A 20,550-nucleotide genomic window follows, 5' to 3' on the forward strand; every position below is an offset into this window, starting at 1 on the left:
GTTATTGGTTTGTTATTTAATGTATTATATTTTATTTAGGTCATTTTAGAACCTAAAGATATCCTTATTTAGCAAGAGACAATCAAATTGCCTTTTTGATAAAATAGAAAAATCAGGCACTCAATTGACATAGGGTTGTCATCAAATATAATTAACTTAGTACAGGAATTGAAGAAGATAGAATAGAATAGAATAGAATAGAATAGAATAGAATAGAATAGAATAGAATAGAATAGAATAGAATAGAATAGAATAGAATAGAATAGAATAGAATAGAATAGAATAGAATAGAATAGAGGGGAAAACGCGTCTTCGGCTAACTTTATAAAAGATTAATAGTATGTCATATTGTAACCACATCGAATTATTAACAGGAGATAGAAAAACATTGCATCAAAACTATCACGATAACCACTATGGTTTTCCTATTCACGATGACAACGAATTATTTGGTCGCTTGTTGATGGAAATTAACCAGGCAGGATTGAGCTGGGAAACGATTCTGAAGAAAGAACAGTCGTTTAGAGAAGCCTATAGTAACTTTGATATTGCAGCAGTAGCGGGTTATACAGAGGAAGATAGAGACCGGCTTTTAAATAACTCGGGTATTATTAGAAATCGCTTAAAAGTTAATGCCGCAATTGAAAATGCAAAGACCATTTTGGAAATACAAAAGGAGTTTGGTTCTTTTGAAAATTGGCTAACGCATCACCATCCTAAGACTAAAGAAGAATGGGTGAAATTATTTAAAAAGACCTTTCGCTTTACAGGAGGTGAAATTGTCGGCGAATTTTTGATGAGTATCGGATACTTAAAGGGAGCTCATGCAGCGAGTTGTCCGATTTATCAGGTCGTTTTGAAACAGAATCCTCTATGGGTTACTGAAGAATAAACAACCAATCCAAGGGTTTTCTTTGGGTTTACTTAGATGGTGTAGTTAGCCTAAATAAGTGTATTGCCTAAGGCTATTACTTTTCAGCATACGGAGTAAGAATCTATCCTTGGACTTTTTTTGTTTTATCAGATTGTTTTATCAGATTGTTTTTTAAGGAGAAGCTAAAAGGAATATCTTTAGGTTCATTATAAACAAGAGTTAAATAGACTAAACGAGTTATGCTAATACCTCCTTACACTTCATACCCCATCCTTACAGGCAATCAAGTTATGTTAAGACAAATAACAGTAGAGGATATTCAAGATATTATTGCAATATCATATTATGACGGATTACAAGCATCAAATTTAGAGCAAGCAATTGCCATGCAAGAAGAGATTAGGGCAGACTATTTGCGAGGGGATTCTATTCATTGGGGGATTATTGATCGAACAACTAATAAAATAGTGGGAACGTGTGGATATTATCGTGGTTTTTTAGAAGGTGCTGGGGAACTAGGTTGTATTTTATTGCCTCAATATTATGGTCAAGGTTATATGACCCTTTCCATGCAACTTGCTATTGATTATGGATTAACGACAATGCGGTTGAAGCGAATCTATGCGATAACAAGTCGCGAAAATGAAAAAGCAATTCAACTATTAGAACGATTAAATTTCACTAGGATTAAAGCATTAGATGATCCTTATTTAGAATTTGATTTAACCTCTAATTAGTTGAGTGTTTGGCCATAAATCACGTTGAACTTGCTTTAATCTGTGCTTTAGTAATCGTATAAAAGGGGGTTTAAATCTAAACTATTGAGTGATTCTGAAATCACCCAATAGTTTAGATTTCTTCTTTCCAACGAACCAAAAGATAAGAAGGTTGACCAAAAGGTGCCCTATGGGTTTCTTCTATAATATCAAATTTCAAAGCTTTAAAATAAGGCAATAAAGGATCATTTTGCAATACCTCTAGCCAAATGGCATCATACTGACGGGTAAGGGATACAATCTTGTTCCAAAGAGAAGCTCTTACCTCTTCTCGATTGTGTTCGAGTTGAATGTAAAAAGAAGCTAAATTAATAACCTTTTTAGCTGCTAATAACACAGGTTGATTCGCAGGTTTAATCATTGCGTACCCCGCGGGAATATCGTTGTCATAAACGGTTAATAATTGTGTACTCAAATCATTGAGTTCTAATACAGTCTCTTTGTGATTCAATTGTTGAACTAGGTATTGATTTAAGGCAGGCTCTTCAACAATAGAAGAATACAAGGTTTTGATTTGGGCTTCTCTTAATTGAAAAAGAACGGCTAGTCCTTCTTCTGTAGCTATAGTAAATTTGGATATAACACTCATTTTATTTGGGTTTATACACAAAGATAAAAGAACAAAGGGAATATTTTTCGATACAGAATAGGTAAAAACTATCGGTACATCTGTTTCTTCAATTGATCCCCTAACTTTTTAATTCGGGCTAAATCTGGTGCAGAGATACGCTGCGCATAAACAGCTCTAAAGTTATAGGCGTAGGCCTTTGTAAAGGAGAAGGTTTCTCCTGGCGTAAAGCCAATTCCCAAGGTTTTGCAACTGTGATAAAAATAATCCATATCCGTCGATTTAGGTAACTGATTCCATATACTATATCCCCCTTGAGGTGATAAAGTAGGGTGCGAAAAAGGAATGACGGCATTGATTTGATCAACGAGTTGGCTTGCTTGACGTTCTAAATTTTGACGTAATAAACGCAAGTGTTTGTCGTAGCTGGGCATCTGGAGTAATTGGATCATAACCTCTTGATTAAGGGGTGATACCGATCTTCCTAAAGCAAATTTGAAACGCTCTGCTTGTGCGAAGTATTTCCCTGCTGCTAACCAGCCTAAGCGCAAACCTGGGGCTACCGTTTTGGAATACGATGAAAAGGTCATAACCAACCCCTTTTTGTCAAAATTCTTTATCGTAATAGGTCGTTCTCTTTGAAAATAAAGATCGCCATATACGTCATTTTCTAAGATGGGAATTTGATGCTGAACGGCTATTTTATAGAGTTCTTCTTTCTTGTCATCGGACAATAGCAAACCCGTAGGGTTGTGGAAGTTGGGCGTGAGAATAATCGCTTTTACTACATTTTGTTGACACATTTTGTTTAGATAGGCTGTATCAAATCCATGGATAGGTTGCACAGGAATCTCTAAAACCCGCAAGCGCAAGCGCGCAAGTACTTCAAGCACAGAAAATACACAAGGACTTTCAACTGCAACAATATCCTGAGGAGATGTAGTGGAAGCCAAACCAACGTATAAAGCTTGTAGAGCACCATCTGTGATGATTAATTCGTCCATTTGAATGGGTGCTCCATGTAAAGCAGCGCGTCTTAGGATATGCGATTTCAATTCGTCAGAACCCGTATTGGGGTAATAGTGAAGGAGAGCCGTATTCTTGTTGCGAACTACGTCCTGCATGGTTTTTAAAACTAATTTATGCGGTATAAATGGATTGGCAGGTGCTGCAATATGCAAAGAAGTATATTCTGTATGTGCTAATCGATCAGCTATTAAGGCTAGTTTTTTAGTAAAAACAGCATCTCTAGGTATGGCAGGTAAATTGCAGGAAGGAGTTGCATTCGCATTTTTTAAATTAGAAGCTACGCGATATCCCAAACGAGGAATACTGGTTACTAATCCTTTAAATACCAAATAGTCATAACCACTTTGTACCGAACTTGTACTTAATTGATAGGTATGTTTGATGGTGCGTACAGCAGGTAAAGCATCGCCCGTTTTTAAAATTCCTTGTTCAATGGCCTCTTCTATTTTGGATGTAAAGATGTGGTATTTATACTTTTTCACGTTGCGTTTATTGCCAATAGTCTAAAACAAATGTACCCAAATTATCTTCTTTTATAGGTTTCTGTTCCATCTTTTTGTATCGTAGACTAGGGAGAATGAAGCAAGAAACCTAACTCATAAATAAAAAAGAAAATATTGCATGGAAGCTCTACAGGACACAAAGCAAGTAAATAAAGTGAAATCTAATCCCTTTTATTTAAATGGTTGTAGCGTTCTCTTTAGTAGCTAGTTCTTTGTGTTTTTACTGAAGCGTTTAGTATAAATACAGTTGTCTCAATTTAGCAAGATCAACCTTTAGTTGTTCCGTTAAAAAGTTTTCGATGCTTCCGTGTTCTGCTATAATTGTGTCCAAACCCGCTTGTAAAAAGGCTTTTTTGACAGAGAATAAACCCATTAATTCAGGTTTTGCTTCAATGTAAACCGTAAATTTTTCTAAAATATATTGATTAGAAAGCAGATAGTCTTCCATGATCGTTTCATCATCCACTCCTAAGGCATAGAGAATTAAAGCCGTTGCCATGCCTGTTCGGTCTTTTCCAGCGGTGCAGTGATACAACAAAGGAACATTTTGTGAAGGATCTTGCAATAAGGTAAACATAGTTTTAAATTGCTTTATATAGGCCGTATCACTGACTAACATTGTATTGAGCATCATCATACTATCATCTACTTCTTTTGCATTTAACTGGGTCCAATCGCTTAAATTACCTGGAGAAATAGATAGTTCAATGTGTTGTTTTAAGGAATGAGGGAGTTTGTCTGGTGCTGAATTTATTTCGTCAGTACTTCTAAAATCAATTATTTTAACCAAGGGAATAGAAGATAGATAGGTTAAATCGGCGGTTGTTAAAAGAGCTAAATCGTCTGAGCGGAAAATTTTACCCCATTTAACCGTATACTTATCTTTTGTTTTATATCCTCCTAAATCTCTAAAATTAAACCCTCCTTCCATAGGGAGAAGCTTGTCTGCTAAAATGTGTTTTTCATCTGCTGTGACTAATTCAAAATAATATCTTGTATCGGCAGAAATAGGCAGTTCAAATTCACCAACCCCTTCGCCGTTAAGTATAGGCTTAGCTCGGTTAATATGAGCGATAGTACCCCCTGCATAAAGTTCCCATTTTCCCGTTATTGTAGAGATAAAGGTGGTGCTTTTTGTGTTTTTATCTCTGTTGATACTTGAAGTAACGGTTTGTTTTTTATTGGGAACCCAAAGACTAGCGGGAAGGAGTATCGCATTAAGCGTAAAAACAACATGGGTATCCTTATTGGCTTTGGCTATAGCGGCAGAAAGACCAACTAGTAGCAGTAGAAAATAAAATTTATACTTCATCATCTTTTTGTTTTGGGTTTATACAAAAATAAGACAACTCGTTTAAAGGTGATATGATTTATTTCATAAAATACTATTTATTAAAAATAACTGTGTTATTTTATAAAAAATTGGGATAAATAAATTGTTTTGCATAAAAAAGAATGAGAATAACACTTCTAGAAAAGGGGGAGTAGTATTTAACTCAGGATTACGTGGTTGGCGAAAGATAAAAAGAGAGGAAATAAAAAAAGGTTGGAGTATATCCAACCTTTTGTTACTTGTCTTTCACTTCTTCAGATGCATCTGTAGCAAGGTCAGACATTTGCTGTTTAGGAGCTGCTGTAGTAGCATTTGTTTCTCTAGTAGCTTGCTTAAACTCCTTAATTCCTGTTCCAAGTCCTTTCATTAATTCAGGTATTTTTTTACCGCCGAATAATAATAAAGCTATTGCAACAACAACTATCAGTTCAGAAGGAGCTACTCCTCCTAAGGGTAATGTAGTCATCAACATGGTTGAATATATTAGTGGTTGAGGAAAACAAATGTATATAAGGATAAAAATGTAATAATACTATTTAACATAACTTTATTATTGGATAAACATAGTAAACGAGGACTTATGTCGAGTAAAATATAAAATATTAACAAAGGTTCGTTTGTTCTAAAGCCGTTTTATAGGATAAGGCTTACTTGTTGAGGCTGTTCTGTTTAAATTATTAATAAAATGAAAATAATACAATTACTCATTTAACTAGACTAGATAAATACCTGTTTGAAATTATTACGCAGTAGCATTTGCAGAGTTCCGATTAGGGATTGTTCAGTTTGTCTACCTAATGAACAGGAAAATAATTATGAGGAAGAACAATTTGCTAAACAAATGAAGAAAAAGAAAAAAGTAAAAATATGTAATCAATTGACAATATGATAGAAAAGTATATAAATAAAATTATTTTAAGCCAACAGTATTCTAAAATTACAGAAGTTTAGCCAAAGCAATTATACCTTCTTCCAATTCTTGTTCAGATAACGAACCATAACCTAATCTTATTCCGTTTATTGTTTCATCAAAACTATATGCATCTGGAGTGATAATTTTAATGCCTTTATCTTGCATTCTTTGAGATATCTGCTGCCAATTTATTTGTGTATTTGGAATAATCCAAAAGGCTAAGCCACCCTCAGGAATAGAGAAAGTTGCCTTATCCTTAATGTGTTTTTTTAACAACTTGGCTATAAGATCTCTTTTTGATTTGTAGTGTAAGGTCGCTTTTTTGATGTGCCTTTTTATTGTGCCATCTTTGATAAGTTGCAGAACAGCCTGTTCCATGATACTATCGCCTTGTACATCAATAATTTTTCGTAAACGGCCTACTTTTTCAATTAAAGAATTATCATTACTTACTAAATAACCAATACGCAAAGCTGGAGCAACAACCTTGCTCATGGTACCGATATACACATAGTTTTCTAATTCCGTAAAACTTGACAAAGGCAATACAGGACGATAACCAAAATGAAACTCATTATCATAATCATCTTCAATAATAGTAAAACCGAAATTATTAGAAAGCTGTATTAGTTTTAATCTTCTTTTCAAACTCAATGTTACTGTTGTTGGATATTGACGGTGTGGTGTTACGTAAATTGCCTTTATTTTTTTGCGTGATTTCAGATGAGCGATTAGCTCTTCAATTATTAAACCGTCTTTATCAACATTTACGGGTAATAATGTTGCACCTGCATTTTCAAATGCAGCCCAAGCAGATTTGTAGCCCGGGTTTTCGACTATCACATTATCCCCTTTTGTAAACAGGCAATGAGCCGTAAGATACATGGCCATTTGACTACCACGAGTGATACAGATGTGCTGTTCATTGACCTGCATTCCCCTCTGATGATTGAGCATTTGAACAATAGTTTTTCTAAATTCCAAATCGCCTATTTCATTCCCGTAACCCATCATCTGCCATCTTGCTTTTTGATTGAATATCTGTCGGTATGCTCTTGCCAATTCTGTAATAGGTGCAATTTTACTGTTCGGGTGTCCGTCATCAATGTATAAAGGAAGGCCTTTATTTACTGGATTATTTACTTCGACAGCTTTGTCATTTGACGTTTTCGATTCTTTAAAATCGGGTAAAGTATCGGCAACAAAAGTGCCTTTTCTTTCTTTGGAAATCAGCCATCCTTCAATCAGTAGCACATTAAGGGCTTCAACAATAGTATTTCTGTTGACCTTTAAAAGTTGTGCAAGATTTCTACTCCCTGGCAACGCATCTCCTGCTTTTAACCGACCTGAGTGAATGTCTTTTATAATAGCATCGGAAATTTGCAGATAAATAGCTTTATCCGATTTTGCATCTAACTGTATTTCAAAATTCCATTTTCTTAACATCTGGACTATCTGTTTTTGCAAAAACTGCATTAGTGTAACAGTCCAAAGTTACAATACTTTTGTATTGCAATAATGCAAAGAACAATAAATTTTTAAGTTATGTTTAAATTAGAAACAACTACAGAAGTAGAAAAATCCATTCACGAAGAGCAAAAACAATTCAGTTCTAAAGATTTTCATCAGACGTTTGCAAGACCAACTTACGTAAAACCTTCACACGTCATTCATAAAAATGTTGAAAATGCAGGTGTACATAATCAATTTTCAGAAGAAAGAAAGCACCCTGTTTTTTTTGTGGACTTGCCAAGTAAAAATGTAAGTATGACAATTGGAGGTTTGTTGCCAGGACAAAAAACACATTTGCATCGTCATACTTACGAAACGGTATTGTATGTGATTGAGGGTAAAGGTTGGACTAAAGTTGAAGACGAAATTGTAGAATGGGAAGCAGGTGATGCCGTTTATATTCCTTCTTGGGCTTGGCATCAACACCAAAACACAAGCGAAATAGAAAGTGCAAAATACATAGCTTGTGAAAATGCACCACAACTACAAAACTTAGGTGTTGCATTACGTGAAGAAGAGGGAAGAGATTTCTAACAAAAAATTCGTGTATTCATTTTGATAACATACCATTTTTAAAGCAAAAAAACATGAATAAAATACCTTTTAAGGGTGTAATTGCATATCCGATTACACCATTCGACAACAACGAAAATGTCGATATTCCATTGTTTAAAAAACAAGTAGAACGTCTGGTAACAGCAGGTAATCATGGGATTGCTCCATTGGGAAGCACAGGTGTATTGCCGTATCTGAATGATGCTGAAAAAGAAGCTGTAACCGAAGCTACGATACAACAGGTTGCAGGACGTATACCTACGCTGGTTGGAGTTTCTAACCTTACTACCGAAAAGACGGTTTACCACGCACAGTTTGCCGAAAAAGTAGGAGCAACAGCAGTAATGATTATTCCGATGAGTTATTGGAAGTTGACGGATGATGAAATCGTAACGCATTATGATAGAGTAGCATCTAAAATTTCTATTCCCATAATGGCATACAATAATCCTGCAACAGGTGGTGTAGATATGTCACCTGCATTACTTAAACGCTTATTGGAAATTCCGAATGTTACCATGATAAAGGAAAGTACAGGAGATATCCAACGGATGCACTATTTAAGAAAGGAATTGGGTGAAGAAGTGGCTTTCTTCAATGGTTCTAATCCATTAGCGCTGGCAGCATTTTCAGCAGGTGCTACTGGTTGGTGCACTGCTGCTCCAAACTTAATACCTGAATTAAACATAGCTCTTTATGATGCGGTACAGGAAAATGATTTGACTAAAGCCCGAAAAATATTTTACAGACAAATCGACTTGTTGAAATTCATTGTAGCAAAAGGACTTCCACGTTCTATAAAAGCAGGTTTAGACCTTATGGGAGTTGGTGGAGGTAGTTTTAAAAGTCCTTTAAAACCACTTAATGAAAACGAAATAGCAGAACTTGACAAAATACTTTCAGCGATAGAAAGTGAAGTTCATCAGTATTAATTATCAAAACAAAGTAAAATGACAAAAGCAATTTTTTACCACGCAGGTTGTTCTGTTTGCGTAAGTGCAGAAAAGGACATTTTAAATCTTATACCTGAAAATCAGGTTGAAGTTATCCATTTGGGAGAAGCTAAGACAAAAGTTAACGATGCAGTGAATGCAGGTGTACAATCTGTTCCAGCGTTGGTGCTATCCAATGGAAATGTATTGCACATTAACTTTGGTGCTTCTATGGAAGATATAAAGTAATCACCTTCTGAAAAGTCCGAAAACTCAATATTTTCGGACTTTTCAATCCTTATTTCAATGATGAATTAAAGTACATACAATATGAATTCAAAAGAAGAAACTAAACTTGCCGAGGCACAGGGAAATGCATCGGACAATGTAGAGGTAACCTTGATCTTAAACGAAACGACAAGCCGTATTCATTGGGATAAGAAAATATCTTTGCTTGATGCTATGCTCCATGCAGGAATTGATGCTCCGTATTCTTGTCGCAGTGGTACGTGTGGCACTTGCGTATGCAAATTGGAAGAAGGAGAAGTCCGTTTAAAACGAAATTTTGTTCTTTCCGAAGCTCACATACAGCAAGGGTTAATTTTAAGTTGTGTGGCGGTTCCCATAAGTAAGAGTATTGAAATAAATTATGACAAGTTTTAGTAGTATAGAAAATGAATATCAATTATTACATTACTAAATCGTTACCTGACTTCTTTGATTATCTCTATAAAAGTTTATTAAACAGTCGATACAGCCTTTTCCTTAAACTTTAAAATAAAAAAGCTGACAAATTTGTCAGCTTACATTTATTTTTTAGGTGCTTGATCCAGAAACATTTGTTTTACTTTTTCTAGACTATATCCTTTTCCTTCTTCTAATTCACCAGATGAAATAATATGGGTTACTTTTCCATCTCCGTCGAGTACAAAGAAATAAGGATATCCAATTCCGCGAACATCGGGGGTATATTTGTTGAATACGGCCTTATTTTTATTCTTTTGCGAATAGTTTAAATGATAGTAAACAAAGTTTTTATCCACTATTTGTTTCAATTCAGGTGTTTGTTGTACGAAATCGTTAAAACGCAAACACCAGATACACCAGTTTCCACCCGCTTGTACAAACACATATTTGCCTTGTTTTTTTGCTTGAGCCACTAATTCATTCAATTTTGCTTGCGCATCTTCTTCTTCATTATAAGGTTTACTCAAGGTTTCTTTTTCTTGCTCAATCTGTTTTTTCAAAGCAACGGTATCAACTTCTGTTTTAGGTTGTTCTGAATTAGATGCTGTATTTTCTGTTTCCACAGAAGCAGGTTTAGTTGCTGTTTGCAACTCTTTCTTACAACTTAGTAAGGATAGAGCTGAAAGAAGAAGTAAACCGAGGAGCGTTTGTCTTTTCATATTAAAAGGGTCATTTGCTTTTACAAGACAAAGTAATGAAATTATACTTAAATATACTGCTTTTACCTTGCGTTTTTTTACAGCGGGTCTATTTTTATTTTATTAGATTTCAGACCCTATAAAAAATAAGTTCAAGAGGAATATTTCAGCAATGTAAAGCTAATGTTTACGAGAGGGGAATAAAATTATCAAAAGATTAAGGATTTGATTTGTTGTGTTTTATGTCTAGTATTGTTTGTACTTTCGACTTGTGAAAAAGAAAATTAAAAGACAAAAAACAAAAGTTACAATATACATAACCTAAAGGCTAGTTCTAATTTTTCAAGCAATTTTTGTGAAGTAATAAGGTCTTGAGAGACTTATTTTTCAATTTAAAGTTTTCTATTTATTGATCCCAATATGTTACTATTTATGGTCAATGGTGCGTTATTGTAACTTTTACTTTTGTTGTATTTTTTATTAGAGGTTTAAAAAAAAATAGGTTTTCGTATGAAGAGACACAAGTACAGACATACAATCGAATTAGGTTTGCAGGATTCTATTGAAAATGCGCGTATTAAATCACGTGGAAAAAGAAAAATAGGCTTAGAAGCGATACAAACTCAAAAGGCATTTCCAAGACCCAAAGGTCATTGTCTTTCAGATACAAGGGATTTTGCTTGTTTGTTACTTACTTTGAGCTTTGTAGTAGGCATACTATGGAATTTTGAATATTTCGATTGGACGATGCGGCAGGTTGCTTTCTTTTTTCTCAATATGATTTTGAGTGTAATTCCCTTGGTATTTGCCTATCATATTTTATATCCGTTGTACGACCGAAATCGAGTGCAGAAAGGAAAGCTCAAAGCTTTGGGTAGAGTAGTAGCAACAGATAATGCAGGGAAAATAGTAAGTAATGACGCACAACAAAGAGCTTTAGTTGAGGTTTTTTATAAAGACAAACGCTATTTGTTGGTAGCCAATCAGCCTGGTTTATATGTCAATCCCAATACAACAGTAGAAATTACTTGGCATAGTATTTCTCAACTGTGTTGGATACATGAAGTAAGTAAATAAAATACTGTTTTTTAAACAGGTTCACACAGTAAAAAAACTTTTTGGTTGGATAGGGAGGTTGTAAAGAAAATATAGATTTCACCACCGTCCTTAATCTTCCATTTTTTGCGTAGTTCATCTACTTTTATAGGAAAATTACGCACCGTTATATTCGCTTTTTGTTGTTGTAAATATTCTTTGGCTGTAGCTTTATTATAAGGCAATTGTTGCTTTATTTTAAAGCGTCTGCCCGAGAAGTCTACCAATTCATTACTCGTATACAGTTGGCTGTGCTGGTGTAATTTATCAACTTTAAAATGCGCACTAATCGCATTAAATTTTCCTGTTTTTAGCAAAGCACTATTGGGCTCATATAAATAGTTCAAAGGTTCTGAATACGTGGCTTGTGCTTGATCTGATAAAAGAAAAGACGTAATTTGCGGGGCTGTTTTAGTTAGGTTTACAGCAACAAGTTCAATTTCTCCAACATGCCCTTTTTCAATTACCCACAGTACTTCTTTTACTTCATTATGCAAGGCTACAAGGTGAATGGCTTTTACAAAATTCAATTCACTAAGGCCCGCTTGAATATCCAAGAGCGGAGCCGTTTTAAGTAAAATAGTTGAGGTATGTGCTAACAAGGTATCGAGGTGTTCAGCGATATTTGGAGTACAATCTCGTAAGAAGAATACTTTTTCTTTGCTTTGATTCCTTCTGGCAGGATCTAAATAGATATAGTCAAATTGTTGGTTACTTTGGGCTAAATAGCTCAAACTATCCCCTGAAATACAGCTAATATTGGGTTGCTGGAGTTGTTGGTAATTATGCTGAACAATAGCACTTAATTCGGGTTGTATTTCGCAATGAGTTACAGCTTGAATGCGTTGTGCAAAGTAATAACAATCAATGCCAAATCCTCCTGTTAAGTCAATCAATGTCTTGCCTTCAACAAGAGAGGCTTTATACAAGGCACACGCTTCGGATGAAGTTTGTTCTATGGATAATTTCGAAGGAAATAGAATGTTTTTTGTGGTATACCATTTTGAAAGCTTGGTTTTTGCCTTTTGCTTACTTTCAATTTGAGTAAGTAAATCGGACATAGCAAGATCCGGAAATGGACTTTTTTTGAAAGCCAGATCCGCGAGGGTATCCCCTAAGTGTTGATCGATATAATCCTGAACTTCAGGCTGTAATAAAAGAGGAATATTCACTTATAATTTTTTGGTAAGTACTTGAATAAAACGCACATTGGGGAAAAACTCTTTGCCAATAACTTTTAAGCAAGTATAGATAGGAATGGCAGCAATCATACCAAAAATACCACTGAACATACCACTTGCCAAAATAACAACAAATATTTCTAGCGGATGTGATTTGACACTGTTTGAAAAAATTAGTGGTTGATTGACTACATTGTCAATTAATTGGACAACTAAGAATCCAATCATAACCGAGATTGCTTTGGGAAGTGTTACCTCAATAAAATCATCACCTATGTAGGTAAGCATTGTAAAAACAACAGCTAAGATATTGCCAATGAGCGGTCCGATATAAGGAATAATATTGAGTATCGCACATAAAAAAGCAATGGTTGCAGCTCCTTTTACACCAAAAATAAGCAATACGGCTAAGCAAAGAAGGTAGATAACAAACATCTGAATACAAAGTCCTAAAAAGTAGCGAGATAATAAATTATTAATTTTATTAATCGAGTTTAAAACTTTGTTTTCATGTTTTTTAGAAAACAGTTTTTTAAATTGATATTCCAATACTATTTGATCCTTTAAAAAGAAAAAAGTAATGAATAAGACGGAAAATAAACCAATACCAATATCACTCAACATACTAATCAAGGTATTGAGTAAATTGGGAACAAAATCGAGATTGAATTGTGATTTTAAATGAGATTCTTCCACAATTTTGTCTAGACTTATTCCTTTTGCATCCAAATAAACATCTATTTTTTGCATTAAACCATTGAAGTCCTCCTGTAAGTGGGTGGTATTGAGTACAGATAAGTTTTGTGCTTGGGTAGTAAATAAAGGCACAAACATAAAGGAGAAACCAATAAAAATAGCAATAAAGAAAAGCATCGTAATACTGATGGCAAATATCCTTTTTAGCTTGCATTTTTTATGGATAAAATCAACTAAAGGCTTTCCTATTAAGGCTAGAACAAAAGCTAATGCGATGTAAATAAATAAAGTGCGAATCTGATATAACAAACCAGCACTTAAGGCAATTCCGCTCAAAATAAGCGTTGCGCGAACAATACCTTGAGAAATTTCTTTGGCTCTTAACATGTAATTAATTATTCATTTGCGAATACAAAACTATGACAAGCTACAAGAGCAGCTGTTTCTGTTCTCAATCTTGTATGTCCTAAAGATACAGGTTTAAAACCTTTTTCTAAAGCAATTTTAATTTCCGAAGGAGAAAAATCACCTTCAGGGCCAACCAATAGAAGATAGTTTTCTTGGGGTTGAATGCAGTTCTTTACTAAAACTTTGTCTTTATCATCTTCACAATGAGCAATATATAAAGCACCTTGATGTTCTTGTTTTAAGAAATCTTTTAAACGGATAGGCGCATTTAATTGCGGTAAATACATTTGCAAAGATTGCTTCATGGCGGTTTGAATAATTTTTTCAAATCGCTCGGTTTTAATTACTTTTCGCTCCGAGTGATCACAAATAATAGGGGTTATTTCGTGAATGCCAATCTCAGTTGCTTTTTCCAAAAACCATTCATAACGCTCATTCATTTTGGTTGGTGCTACCGCTAAATGCAAGCGAAAAGGCGTTTGCTCTTTATCGGTATATTGCACGATTTCAGTTAAACAACTTCGGTCTGAAGCGAGTGTGATTTTGGTCTCAAATAGGGTACCGTTACCATTGGTTACAAAGAGAATATCGCCTTCTTTTTTACGGAGAACGCGAATAATGTGTTTGCTTTCGTCTTTGTCAAAAGTAAAAGTAGTTTGCTCTTTATGAATAGTAGGAGAATAAAATAACTGCATAGTTTAGTACATTAGAATTCAATTCTGGCTTTGGATACCACAGACGAATCAGCAAAAAGAGATTCGCGATAACGGTAATACCCTACAATGCCAATCATAGCGGCATTGTCTGTTGTATATTCGAATTTGGGAATATACGTTTTCCACTTGTATTTTTTTTCTGCTTCTTGTAAGGTAGCTCGAATGCCTGAATTAGCCGATACTCCTCCTCCAATAGCAATTTGTGTAATCCCTGTTGTCGTTACAGCTAGTTTGAGTTTATCCATTAATATTTGGATGATAGTATGCTGAATTGAAGCGCAAATATCGGCTCTGTTTTCTTCAATAAAATTGGGATTCTCTTTGACTTGTTTTTGAATAAAATACAAAAACTGCGTTTTTAAACCACTAAAACTGAAGTTTAACCCCTCTACTTTAGGTTTAGTAAAGGCAAAAGCTTTTGGATTTCCTTCTTTCGCATAGCGGTCAATTAGTGGTCCTCCAGGATAAGGAAAACCGAGTATTTTCGCGGATTTATCAAATGCTTCACCTACGGCATCGTCGGTTGTTTCTCCTAATACTTGTAAATCAAAAAAACTATTTACTTGTACAATTTGCGTATGCCCCCCTGAAATGGTTAAGGCCAAGAAAGGAAAGCTAGGTTGATCCTGCCCATTTTCTTCAATAAAATGGCAAAGGATATGCGCATGCATATGGTTAACCGCAAGCAGAGGGACATTCAAAGCTAAAGCCAAAGACTTCGCAAAGGAACCCCCAACTAAAAGAGATCCCATAAGCCCAGGACCTTGCGTAAAGGCAATCGCATGCAATTGATTTTTGGTAATTCCTGCTTTTTTTAAAGCAATATCAACAACAGGTACTATATTTTGTTGATGTGCTCTAGAAGCTAGTTCTGGAACAACACCGCCATATTCTTCGTGTATCTCTTGACGAGCCACTACATTTGACAGTACTTTGTTGCCAACTAGAACAGCGGCAGCCGTATCGTCACATGAACTTTCAATCGCTAATATATAGACGGGAGTTGTGGACATTTTTTATTTAATTTAAAGCTGATTTATATCTTCTATTTCTTGTCAATCACTCCTAAAAATTAATTAAATTTGTTGATTGTATATAGGTATATAGAAAAAGAAAATTTTAGGGCAAATTTAAAACATTAATAGTTATCAAAAAATTTAAAAAAATAGTTTTTCGCCTGTTTTTGGCTTTGATCTGCTTATTGGCTTTGGCAATAGGGGCTATGATGATGCCTATAGTTCAAAGTTATTTGGCGCGTTATGCTACTGAAATAGTCAATGAGAAATTTGGTACAGATTTTTATATTGATCGCTTGTCTATTGATCTATTTGGGGTTATTCACCTCAAAGGCATCGAAGCAAGAGACAACCACAAAAATATATTCATAGGCATTGATCATTTGCAAACGCGATTAGCGGATTTAGATGCTTTGCAGCAAGGACAAGTTTACTTGGGTACTACGCGAGTAAACGGGTTATATATGAATATCCACAAGTATGAAAACGAAGAACTGACGAATCTAGATGAATTAATTGCTATTTTCGATGATGGACAACCTGGAGAAGGAAAATTTAGACTAAAAGCGTCTCGCATTTTTATTAAAAATTCGCAACTTATTATTTCTGATGATAATACAAAAGCCAAGGTTGCTGTTGATTTTAGAAATATAAATGGGCAAGTAGATAACTTTTTAATCCAAGGGCCAGATATTTATGGACTGATTAAAGAAACGAGTTTTCTCGATCATTGGGGCATGAATGTCCAAAATTTAGCTGGGGATTTTTCGCTTACTAAAGCCTCAATTGGAATAAAAGAGTTAAAGTTAGTAACCGATCAATCGGATATAGAAGGGGATTTAAAATTTGTGTTTGAACCCGGAGACATGAAGTATTTCGTGGATAAAGTACATTGGGATTTTGAAATTAAAAAAGCAAAAATCAATTCTTCGGATATCAATGTATTTGCTCCTGAGTTTGCTTCTAATAAAACAGTGTATTTCAAAGGGCATATGAAAGGGCCAATGAATGATTTTGTACTGGAAGGAGCAAATTTAGTAGATGAAAATAATTCACAAATTATAGGGCAATTTGCTTTTCGAAATGTTTTTGACGATCATAAACCTTTTTGGATGCGTGCCAATTTAGCGCGTTTGCAAACGACACGTTATAATTTAATAGACCTAATGCCCAATTTATTAGGCAATTTACTGCCTACCGAATTAGAGGGCTTGGGCTTAGTGAATATTACTGGAACCCTAGAGCTAACCAAAAGAACGTTGGATACCGATATTGAATTGGTTACTTCTATTGGAAAAGGAAATGCAAAAATTGCCATTCAACAATTGAATGACCCTAATCATGCAACCTACCAAGGAAATATTAAATTAGAACATTTCGATTTGGGTCATTTTATCGATAATCAACAGTTTGGATTGACCTCTTTTGACCTCTATATAGATGGGCATGGGTTTAACCAAAAATCGCTGAATACATCGGTAAAAGGAGATGTATTCTCCTTTGTATTTGGCAACTATAAATATACACAGTTAGCGGTGGATGGCTTAATGAAAATGCCGTATTACCGTGGCTTATTACACAGTGCCGATCCCAATCTTAAGCTTGATTTTAATGGAACGATTGACTTGAGTACCAAAGAAAAAAACTATGATTTTGTCGCTCAAGTAGATTATGCTGATTTATATGCTCTTGGTTTTGTTAACGATACACTATCTAAGTTTACTGGGGATTTTGAATTTAAAGCGAAAGGAGATAATATAGAGGATTTAGAAGGCGTATTTAAAGTAAATAAAGCTATTTATGACAATAGTAAGGATCACTATGAATTTGAAGAGTTTTCTATTGAATCGAGCTTTACTGAAGATGGAGAACGCTTATTGCGCTTAAATTCACAGGAAGCTATTCAAGGTTATATCAAAGGGAAATTTCTCTTTGGGGAATCTAAAAAATTATTCACCAATGCCTTAGGTAGTTTGTATACCAACTATTCTCCTTATCCAACGAAAAAAGGACAATATGTCGATTTTGATATCACGGTTCACAATCGCTTGATTGAGGTTTTCTTGCCTCAATTGACCTTAAATGAAAGAACGCATATCGATGGTGAAATCGATAGTGATGAGAATTTGTTTAAACTGAATTTTGACTCACCAAGTATTGCTGTTAGCGGTGTTGAGTTTTTTAATATCTTATTGAATGTCAATAATTCAAACCCAATCTACAACACGTATATATCCATTGATAGTGTACATACCAAGTTCTATGATATCTCCGATTTTAATGTATTGAATCTAACTCATAATGATACTTTGTTTGTCCGTTCCGAATTCAAAGGCGGTAAGAATGGGAACGATAAGTATGAGTTGAACTTATATCACACCATTAATGAGGAAAAGCTCTCTGTGGTAGGATTTAAAAAATCAGATATCTTTTTTAAAGACTTTAAATGGAGTATCAATGAGAACGATGACAAAGCAAATAAAATTGTTTTCAATAAAAAATTAATGGATTTTTCAATTGATTCTCTAGCAATTTCTCACAACAAGCAAATAGTAAATCTAAGCGGTGTGATGCGTGATTCTACGTATAAGCAATTGAATTTGTCCTTCGGCAATGTCGATTTAAGTAAAATTACACCTGATATTGAAAATCTATCCTTTGGTGGAAAAATTGATGGAGATGTGAAGTTTTCCCAAATGAAGGATATTTATCATCCGCAAGCGAATATTTTAATTGATTCTTTACGGATTAATCACGTTTATTTAGGAGATATGTTCTTTAAAGTAGATGGTGATAAAAAACTAGAAAAGTTTACCGTGCATTCGAGTTTAGTAGATGACGATGAAAAAGAACGGTTTTATTTGAATGGTGATGTGGATGTCATCAATAAGCAAACGCATTTTAATTTAGAATCGGGATTAACTGATTTTCCATTGAGTACCATTGCGCCATTCTTAAGTAGTGTGGCGACGGATATGACGGGTACGGCTTTTGGTAAAATATCGTTTTTAGGCACGACCAAAGCTCCAGATGTGAATGGACGTTTGTATTTGAATGATACAAAATTCAAATCAAAATTTACGGGTGTAAACTACGCTTTTGATCAGGAAACCCCTTTAGATATAACAACCAAGCAGTTTATTTTGCGCAAAGCCGGTTTAACGGATACAAAATACAAAACCAGAGGACTCGTTGATGGTACGGTATCTCATAAAATATTCAAAGATTGGGTAATGAACTTATCTTTAACTTCTACCAATTTATTGGCTTTAGATACCCAATATGCAGAAGGTAGTTTGTATTATGGAACGGCATATATCAACGGAAAAGCAGATATTGTGGGGCCAATAGAAATGCTGAGTATTAACATCAATGCGACATCGAATAAGGGAACATCTATTAAAATCCCTTTAAAAGAGGCGCAAAGCACAGGTGAAAATAATTTTATCCACTTCTTATCTCCACAAGAAAAGAAACTGCGCTTAACGGGTACCGATTATGATCCTTATAAATACCGAAACAGTGGAATTGAATTGGATTTTGAGTTTTATGTAACACCAGATGCCGAAATAGAAATTATTCTCGATCGAGAGTCTGGACATGCCATGCGTGGAAAAGGAGCAGGATTTATTACTATGGAAATTAACACCTTAGGTAAGTTTAATATGTGGGGAGATTTCCAAGCCTATGAAGGAGAATACAATTTTAAATATGGAGGGCTAATTGATAAAAAGTTTATGGTGAAAAAGTACGGAACAATTCGATGGGATGGAAACCCGATGAATGCAATTCTAGATCTTCAAGCTATTTACCACACAGAAGCCAATCCAAGTGTTATTATTGACAACTCCATTATCAATCGAAAAGTACCTACGGATGTAGCTATCGTATTGAATGGAAGTTTGAGTAATCCTGAAGTTGATTTTGATATTAACTTTCCAACGGTGAGTTCGGTTGTCAAATCGGAATTGGATTATAAATTAAGTGATAGAGATACACGAGAACGTCAAGCAATGGCCTTATTAGCCACGGGATCTTTCTTTTCTTCCGATAATTCTTCCTCTGCTTTAGCGGGAAGCTTATTTGAACGAGCTAGTAGTATTTTTGATGATTTATTCTCGGATGCAGATGATAAATTTAAAGTAGGCTTGAACTATGCGCAAGGGGAGCGAAATCCATATACTCAAACAGAAGGACGTCTAGGGGTAACCTTTACAACTAAAGTAAATGACCGTATTTCTGTAAATGGAAAACTAGGAGTTCCCGTAGGTGGCGTAGAGCAGTCGGTTATTGTTGGGGATGTGGAAGTGCTTTTGCGTATCAACGAAGAAGGTACCTTAAATGCACGTTTCTTTAATAGAGAAAATGATATTAACTATATAGGAGAAGGCATTGGCTATACACAAGGCGTTGGATTGTCTTATGAGGTTGATTTTGATACGTTTAAAGAATTACTTTCAAAATTCTTAAATCAAGCCGATAAAAAAGAAAAGAAGAAGAATGAGAAAGACAGCTCTAATAATAGGGCAGAGGATCTACCAGATTCCGATTATAGTCAAGAGTTTATTCGTTTTTATGAAACAAGAAGAAAGAGCGGAAATACCCCTTCAGGGCAGTAAATAGTAAACCGTAATAGTATATAGACCATAAAAAAAGAGGCGACATTCGCCTCTTTTTTTATGGTCTAACTCTACTTGTGCTTGTTACAGATCAATGTATTGAATCAAAAGAAAATGTGTTTTTAAGGTTAAAATCTAAAAAGAGTCCGTATAGACATCGTATAGAATCGAAAAGAAAGAAAAATTACTGGGATATAGAAGTAGCAATATGTGCTGTTTTCTAAACGGAACGGATATTTGATAATTTTTTTAAACTAAAATAATTTATTAAGTTAAATTTTTATTTATAATATTTAATTAGTTTAATTTAATATTTTTTTAATTTGTTTTTGTGTTAAATATTGTATTTAATGTTCATTTAGTTTGATTAGTTAATTTTAAGATAAAATAAAGTTAATATTTTAATTATATTTGCCGACTTATTTACTACTAACGCAAT

At 34.6% G+C, this 20,550-nt stretch carries 18 protein-coding genes; 8 read left to right on the forward strand and 10 right to left on the reverse strand.

Features of this window, described 5'->3' with window-relative positions:
* The first annotated feature begins 340 nt into the window (after positions 1–340).
* Both ACMHJ2_RS17120 and ACMHJ2_RS17125 read left to right on the forward strand, forming a co-directional pair.
* Positions 341–892 (forward strand): DNA-3-methyladenine glycosylase I, encoded by a 552-nt coding sequence (locus tag ACMHJ2_RS17120; protein ID WP_413514076.1) that lies wholly within the window; start codon positions 341–343, stop codon positions 890–892.
* Positions 893–1,164: 272 nt separating this feature from the next.
* Positions 1,165–1,611 (forward strand): GNAT family N-acetyltransferase, encoded by a 447-nt coding sequence (locus ACMHJ2_RS17125; RefSeq protein ID WP_413514077.1) that lies wholly within the window; start codon positions 1,165–1,167, stop codon positions 1,609–1,611.
* Positions 1,612–1,723: 112 nt separating this feature from the next.
* On the opposite strand, the gene ACMHJ2_RS17130 is transcribed toward ACMHJ2_RS17125, so the two are convergent.
* The 5 genes from ACMHJ2_RS17130 to ACMHJ2_RS17150 all read right to left on the reverse strand — a co-directional run bounded on the left by ACMHJ2_RS17130 (position 1,724) and on the right by ACMHJ2_RS17150 (position 7,442).
* The gene (locus ACMHJ2_RS17130; RefSeq protein WP_413514078.1) at positions 1,724–2,239 is read right to left on the reverse strand and encodes a hypothetical protein; all 516 of its coding nucleotides are present in this window, start codon (positions 2,237–2,239) and stop codon (positions 1,724–1,726) included.
* Between the two features lie 68 nt (positions 2,240–2,307).
* Positions 2,308–3,729 (reverse strand): PLP-dependent aminotransferase family protein, encoded by a 1,422-nt coding sequence (locus ACMHJ2_RS17135; RefSeq protein ID WP_413514079.1) that lies wholly within the window; start codon positions 3,727–3,729, stop codon positions 2,308–2,310.
* Between the two features lie 253 nt (positions 3,730–3,982).
* The gene (locus ACMHJ2_RS17140; protein WP_413514080.1) at positions 3,983–5,065 is read right to left on the reverse strand and encodes a tyrosine-protein phosphatase; all 1,083 of its coding nucleotides are present in this window, start codon (positions 5,063–5,065) and stop codon (positions 3,983–3,985) included.
* Positions 5,066–5,318: 253 nt separating this feature from the next.
* Positions 5,319–5,555: a twin-arginine translocase TatA/TatE family subunit gene (locus ACMHJ2_RS17145; RefSeq protein ID WP_413514081.1), complete on the reverse strand. Its 237-nt coding sequence runs from the start codon at positions 5,553–5,555 to the stop codon at positions 5,319–5,321.
* A gap of 465 nt (positions 5,556–6,020) precedes the next feature.
* Positions 6,021–7,442, reverse strand: coding sequence for a PLP-dependent aminotransferase family protein (locus ACMHJ2_RS17150; RefSeq protein WP_413514082.1), 1,422 nt, complete (start codon positions 7,440–7,442; stop codon positions 6,021–6,023).
* 99 nt (positions 7,443–7,541) lie between these two features.
* Here ACMHJ2_RS17150 and ACMHJ2_RS17155 point away from each other — a divergent pair, with 99 nt between their 5' ends.
* From ACMHJ2_RS17155 to ACMHJ2_RS17170, 4 genes are all read left to right on the forward strand, one after another.
* Positions 7,542–8,042, forward strand: coding sequence for a cupin domain-containing protein (locus ACMHJ2_RS17155; protein WP_413514083.1), 501 nt, complete (start codon positions 7,542–7,544; stop codon positions 8,040–8,042).
* 53 nt (positions 8,043–8,095) lie between these two features.
* A complete protein-coding gene (locus ACMHJ2_RS17160) occupies positions 8,096–8,995 on the forward strand; it encodes a dihydrodipicolinate synthase family protein (RefSeq protein WP_413514084.1) in 900 nt (299 codons plus the stop codon).
* An 18-nt stretch (positions 8,996–9,013) separates the two neighbouring features.
* Positions 9,014–9,244, forward strand: a complete 231-nt coding sequence (locus ACMHJ2_RS17165) for a thioredoxin family protein (protein WP_413514085.1) — start codon at positions 9,014–9,016, stop codon at positions 9,242–9,244.
* 81 nt (positions 9,245–9,325) lie between these two features.
* Positions 9,326–9,658, forward strand: a complete 333-nt coding sequence (locus ACMHJ2_RS17170) for a 2Fe-2S iron-sulfur cluster-binding protein (RefSeq protein WP_413514086.1) — start codon at positions 9,326–9,328, stop codon at positions 9,656–9,658.
* A gap of 146 nt (positions 9,659–9,804) precedes the next feature.
* Here ACMHJ2_RS17170 and ACMHJ2_RS17175 read toward each other — a convergent pair whose 3' ends face one another.
* Positions 9,805–10,401 (reverse strand): thioredoxin family protein, encoded by a 597-nt coding sequence (locus ACMHJ2_RS17175; RefSeq protein WP_413514087.1) that lies wholly within the window; start codon positions 10,399–10,401, stop codon positions 9,805–9,807.
* A 489-nt stretch (positions 10,402–10,890) separates the two neighbouring features.
* Between ACMHJ2_RS17175 and ACMHJ2_RS17180 the strand changes: the two genes are divergently transcribed.
* Entirely contained in the window at positions 10,891–11,457 is a 567-nt protein-coding gene (locus ACMHJ2_RS17180; RefSeq protein ID WP_413514088.1) for a hypothetical protein, read from the forward strand.
* A gap of 11 nt (positions 11,458–11,468) precedes the next feature.
* Here ACMHJ2_RS17180 and ACMHJ2_RS17185 read toward each other — a convergent pair whose 3' ends face one another.
* Genes ACMHJ2_RS17185 through tsaD form a run of 4 tightly spaced genes read right to left on the reverse strand, consistent with a single transcriptional unit; the run spans position 11,469 to position 15,489 of the window.
* Positions 11,469–12,647, reverse strand: coding sequence for a class I SAM-dependent methyltransferase (locus ACMHJ2_RS17185; protein ID WP_413514089.1), 1,179 nt, complete (start codon positions 12,645–12,647; stop codon positions 11,469–11,471).
* Complete coding sequence (locus ACMHJ2_RS17190) at positions 12,648–13,739, reverse strand: AI-2E family transporter (protein ID WP_413514090.1); 1,092 nt, start codon at positions 13,737–13,739, stop codon at positions 12,648–12,650.
* A gap of 8 nt (positions 13,740–13,747) precedes the next feature.
* A complete protein-coding gene (locus ACMHJ2_RS17195) occupies positions 13,748–14,455 on the reverse strand; it encodes a 16S rRNA (uracil(1498)-N(3))-methyltransferase (RefSeq protein WP_413514091.1) in 708 nt (235 codons plus the stop codon).
* An 11-nt stretch (positions 14,456–14,466) separates the two neighbouring features.
* Positions 14,467–15,489 carry a tRNA (adenosine(37)-N6)-threonylcarbamoyltransferase complex transferase subunit TsaD gene (gene tsaD / locus ACMHJ2_RS17200; protein WP_413514092.1) on the reverse strand — a complete coding sequence of 341 codons (1,023 nt, stop codon included), beginning with the start codon at positions 15,487–15,489 and terminating at the stop codon, positions 14,467–14,469.
* 209 nt (positions 15,490–15,698) lie between these two features.
* Here tsaD and ACMHJ2_RS17205 point away from each other — a divergent pair, with 209 nt between their 5' ends.
* On the forward strand, positions 15,699–20,111 hold the full coding sequence (locus ACMHJ2_RS17205; protein WP_413514093.1) for a translocation/assembly module TamB domain-containing protein: 4,413 nt from the start codon (positions 15,699–15,701) through the stop codon (positions 20,109–20,111).
* The last annotated feature ends 439 nt before the right edge of the window (positions 20,112–20,550 follow it).

It is taken from the genome of Myroides odoratus (assembly GCF_965118575.1).
Classification (GTDB): domain Bacteria; phylum Bacteroidota; class Bacteroidia; order Flavobacteriales; family Flavobacteriaceae; genus Flavobacterium; species Flavobacterium odoratum_B.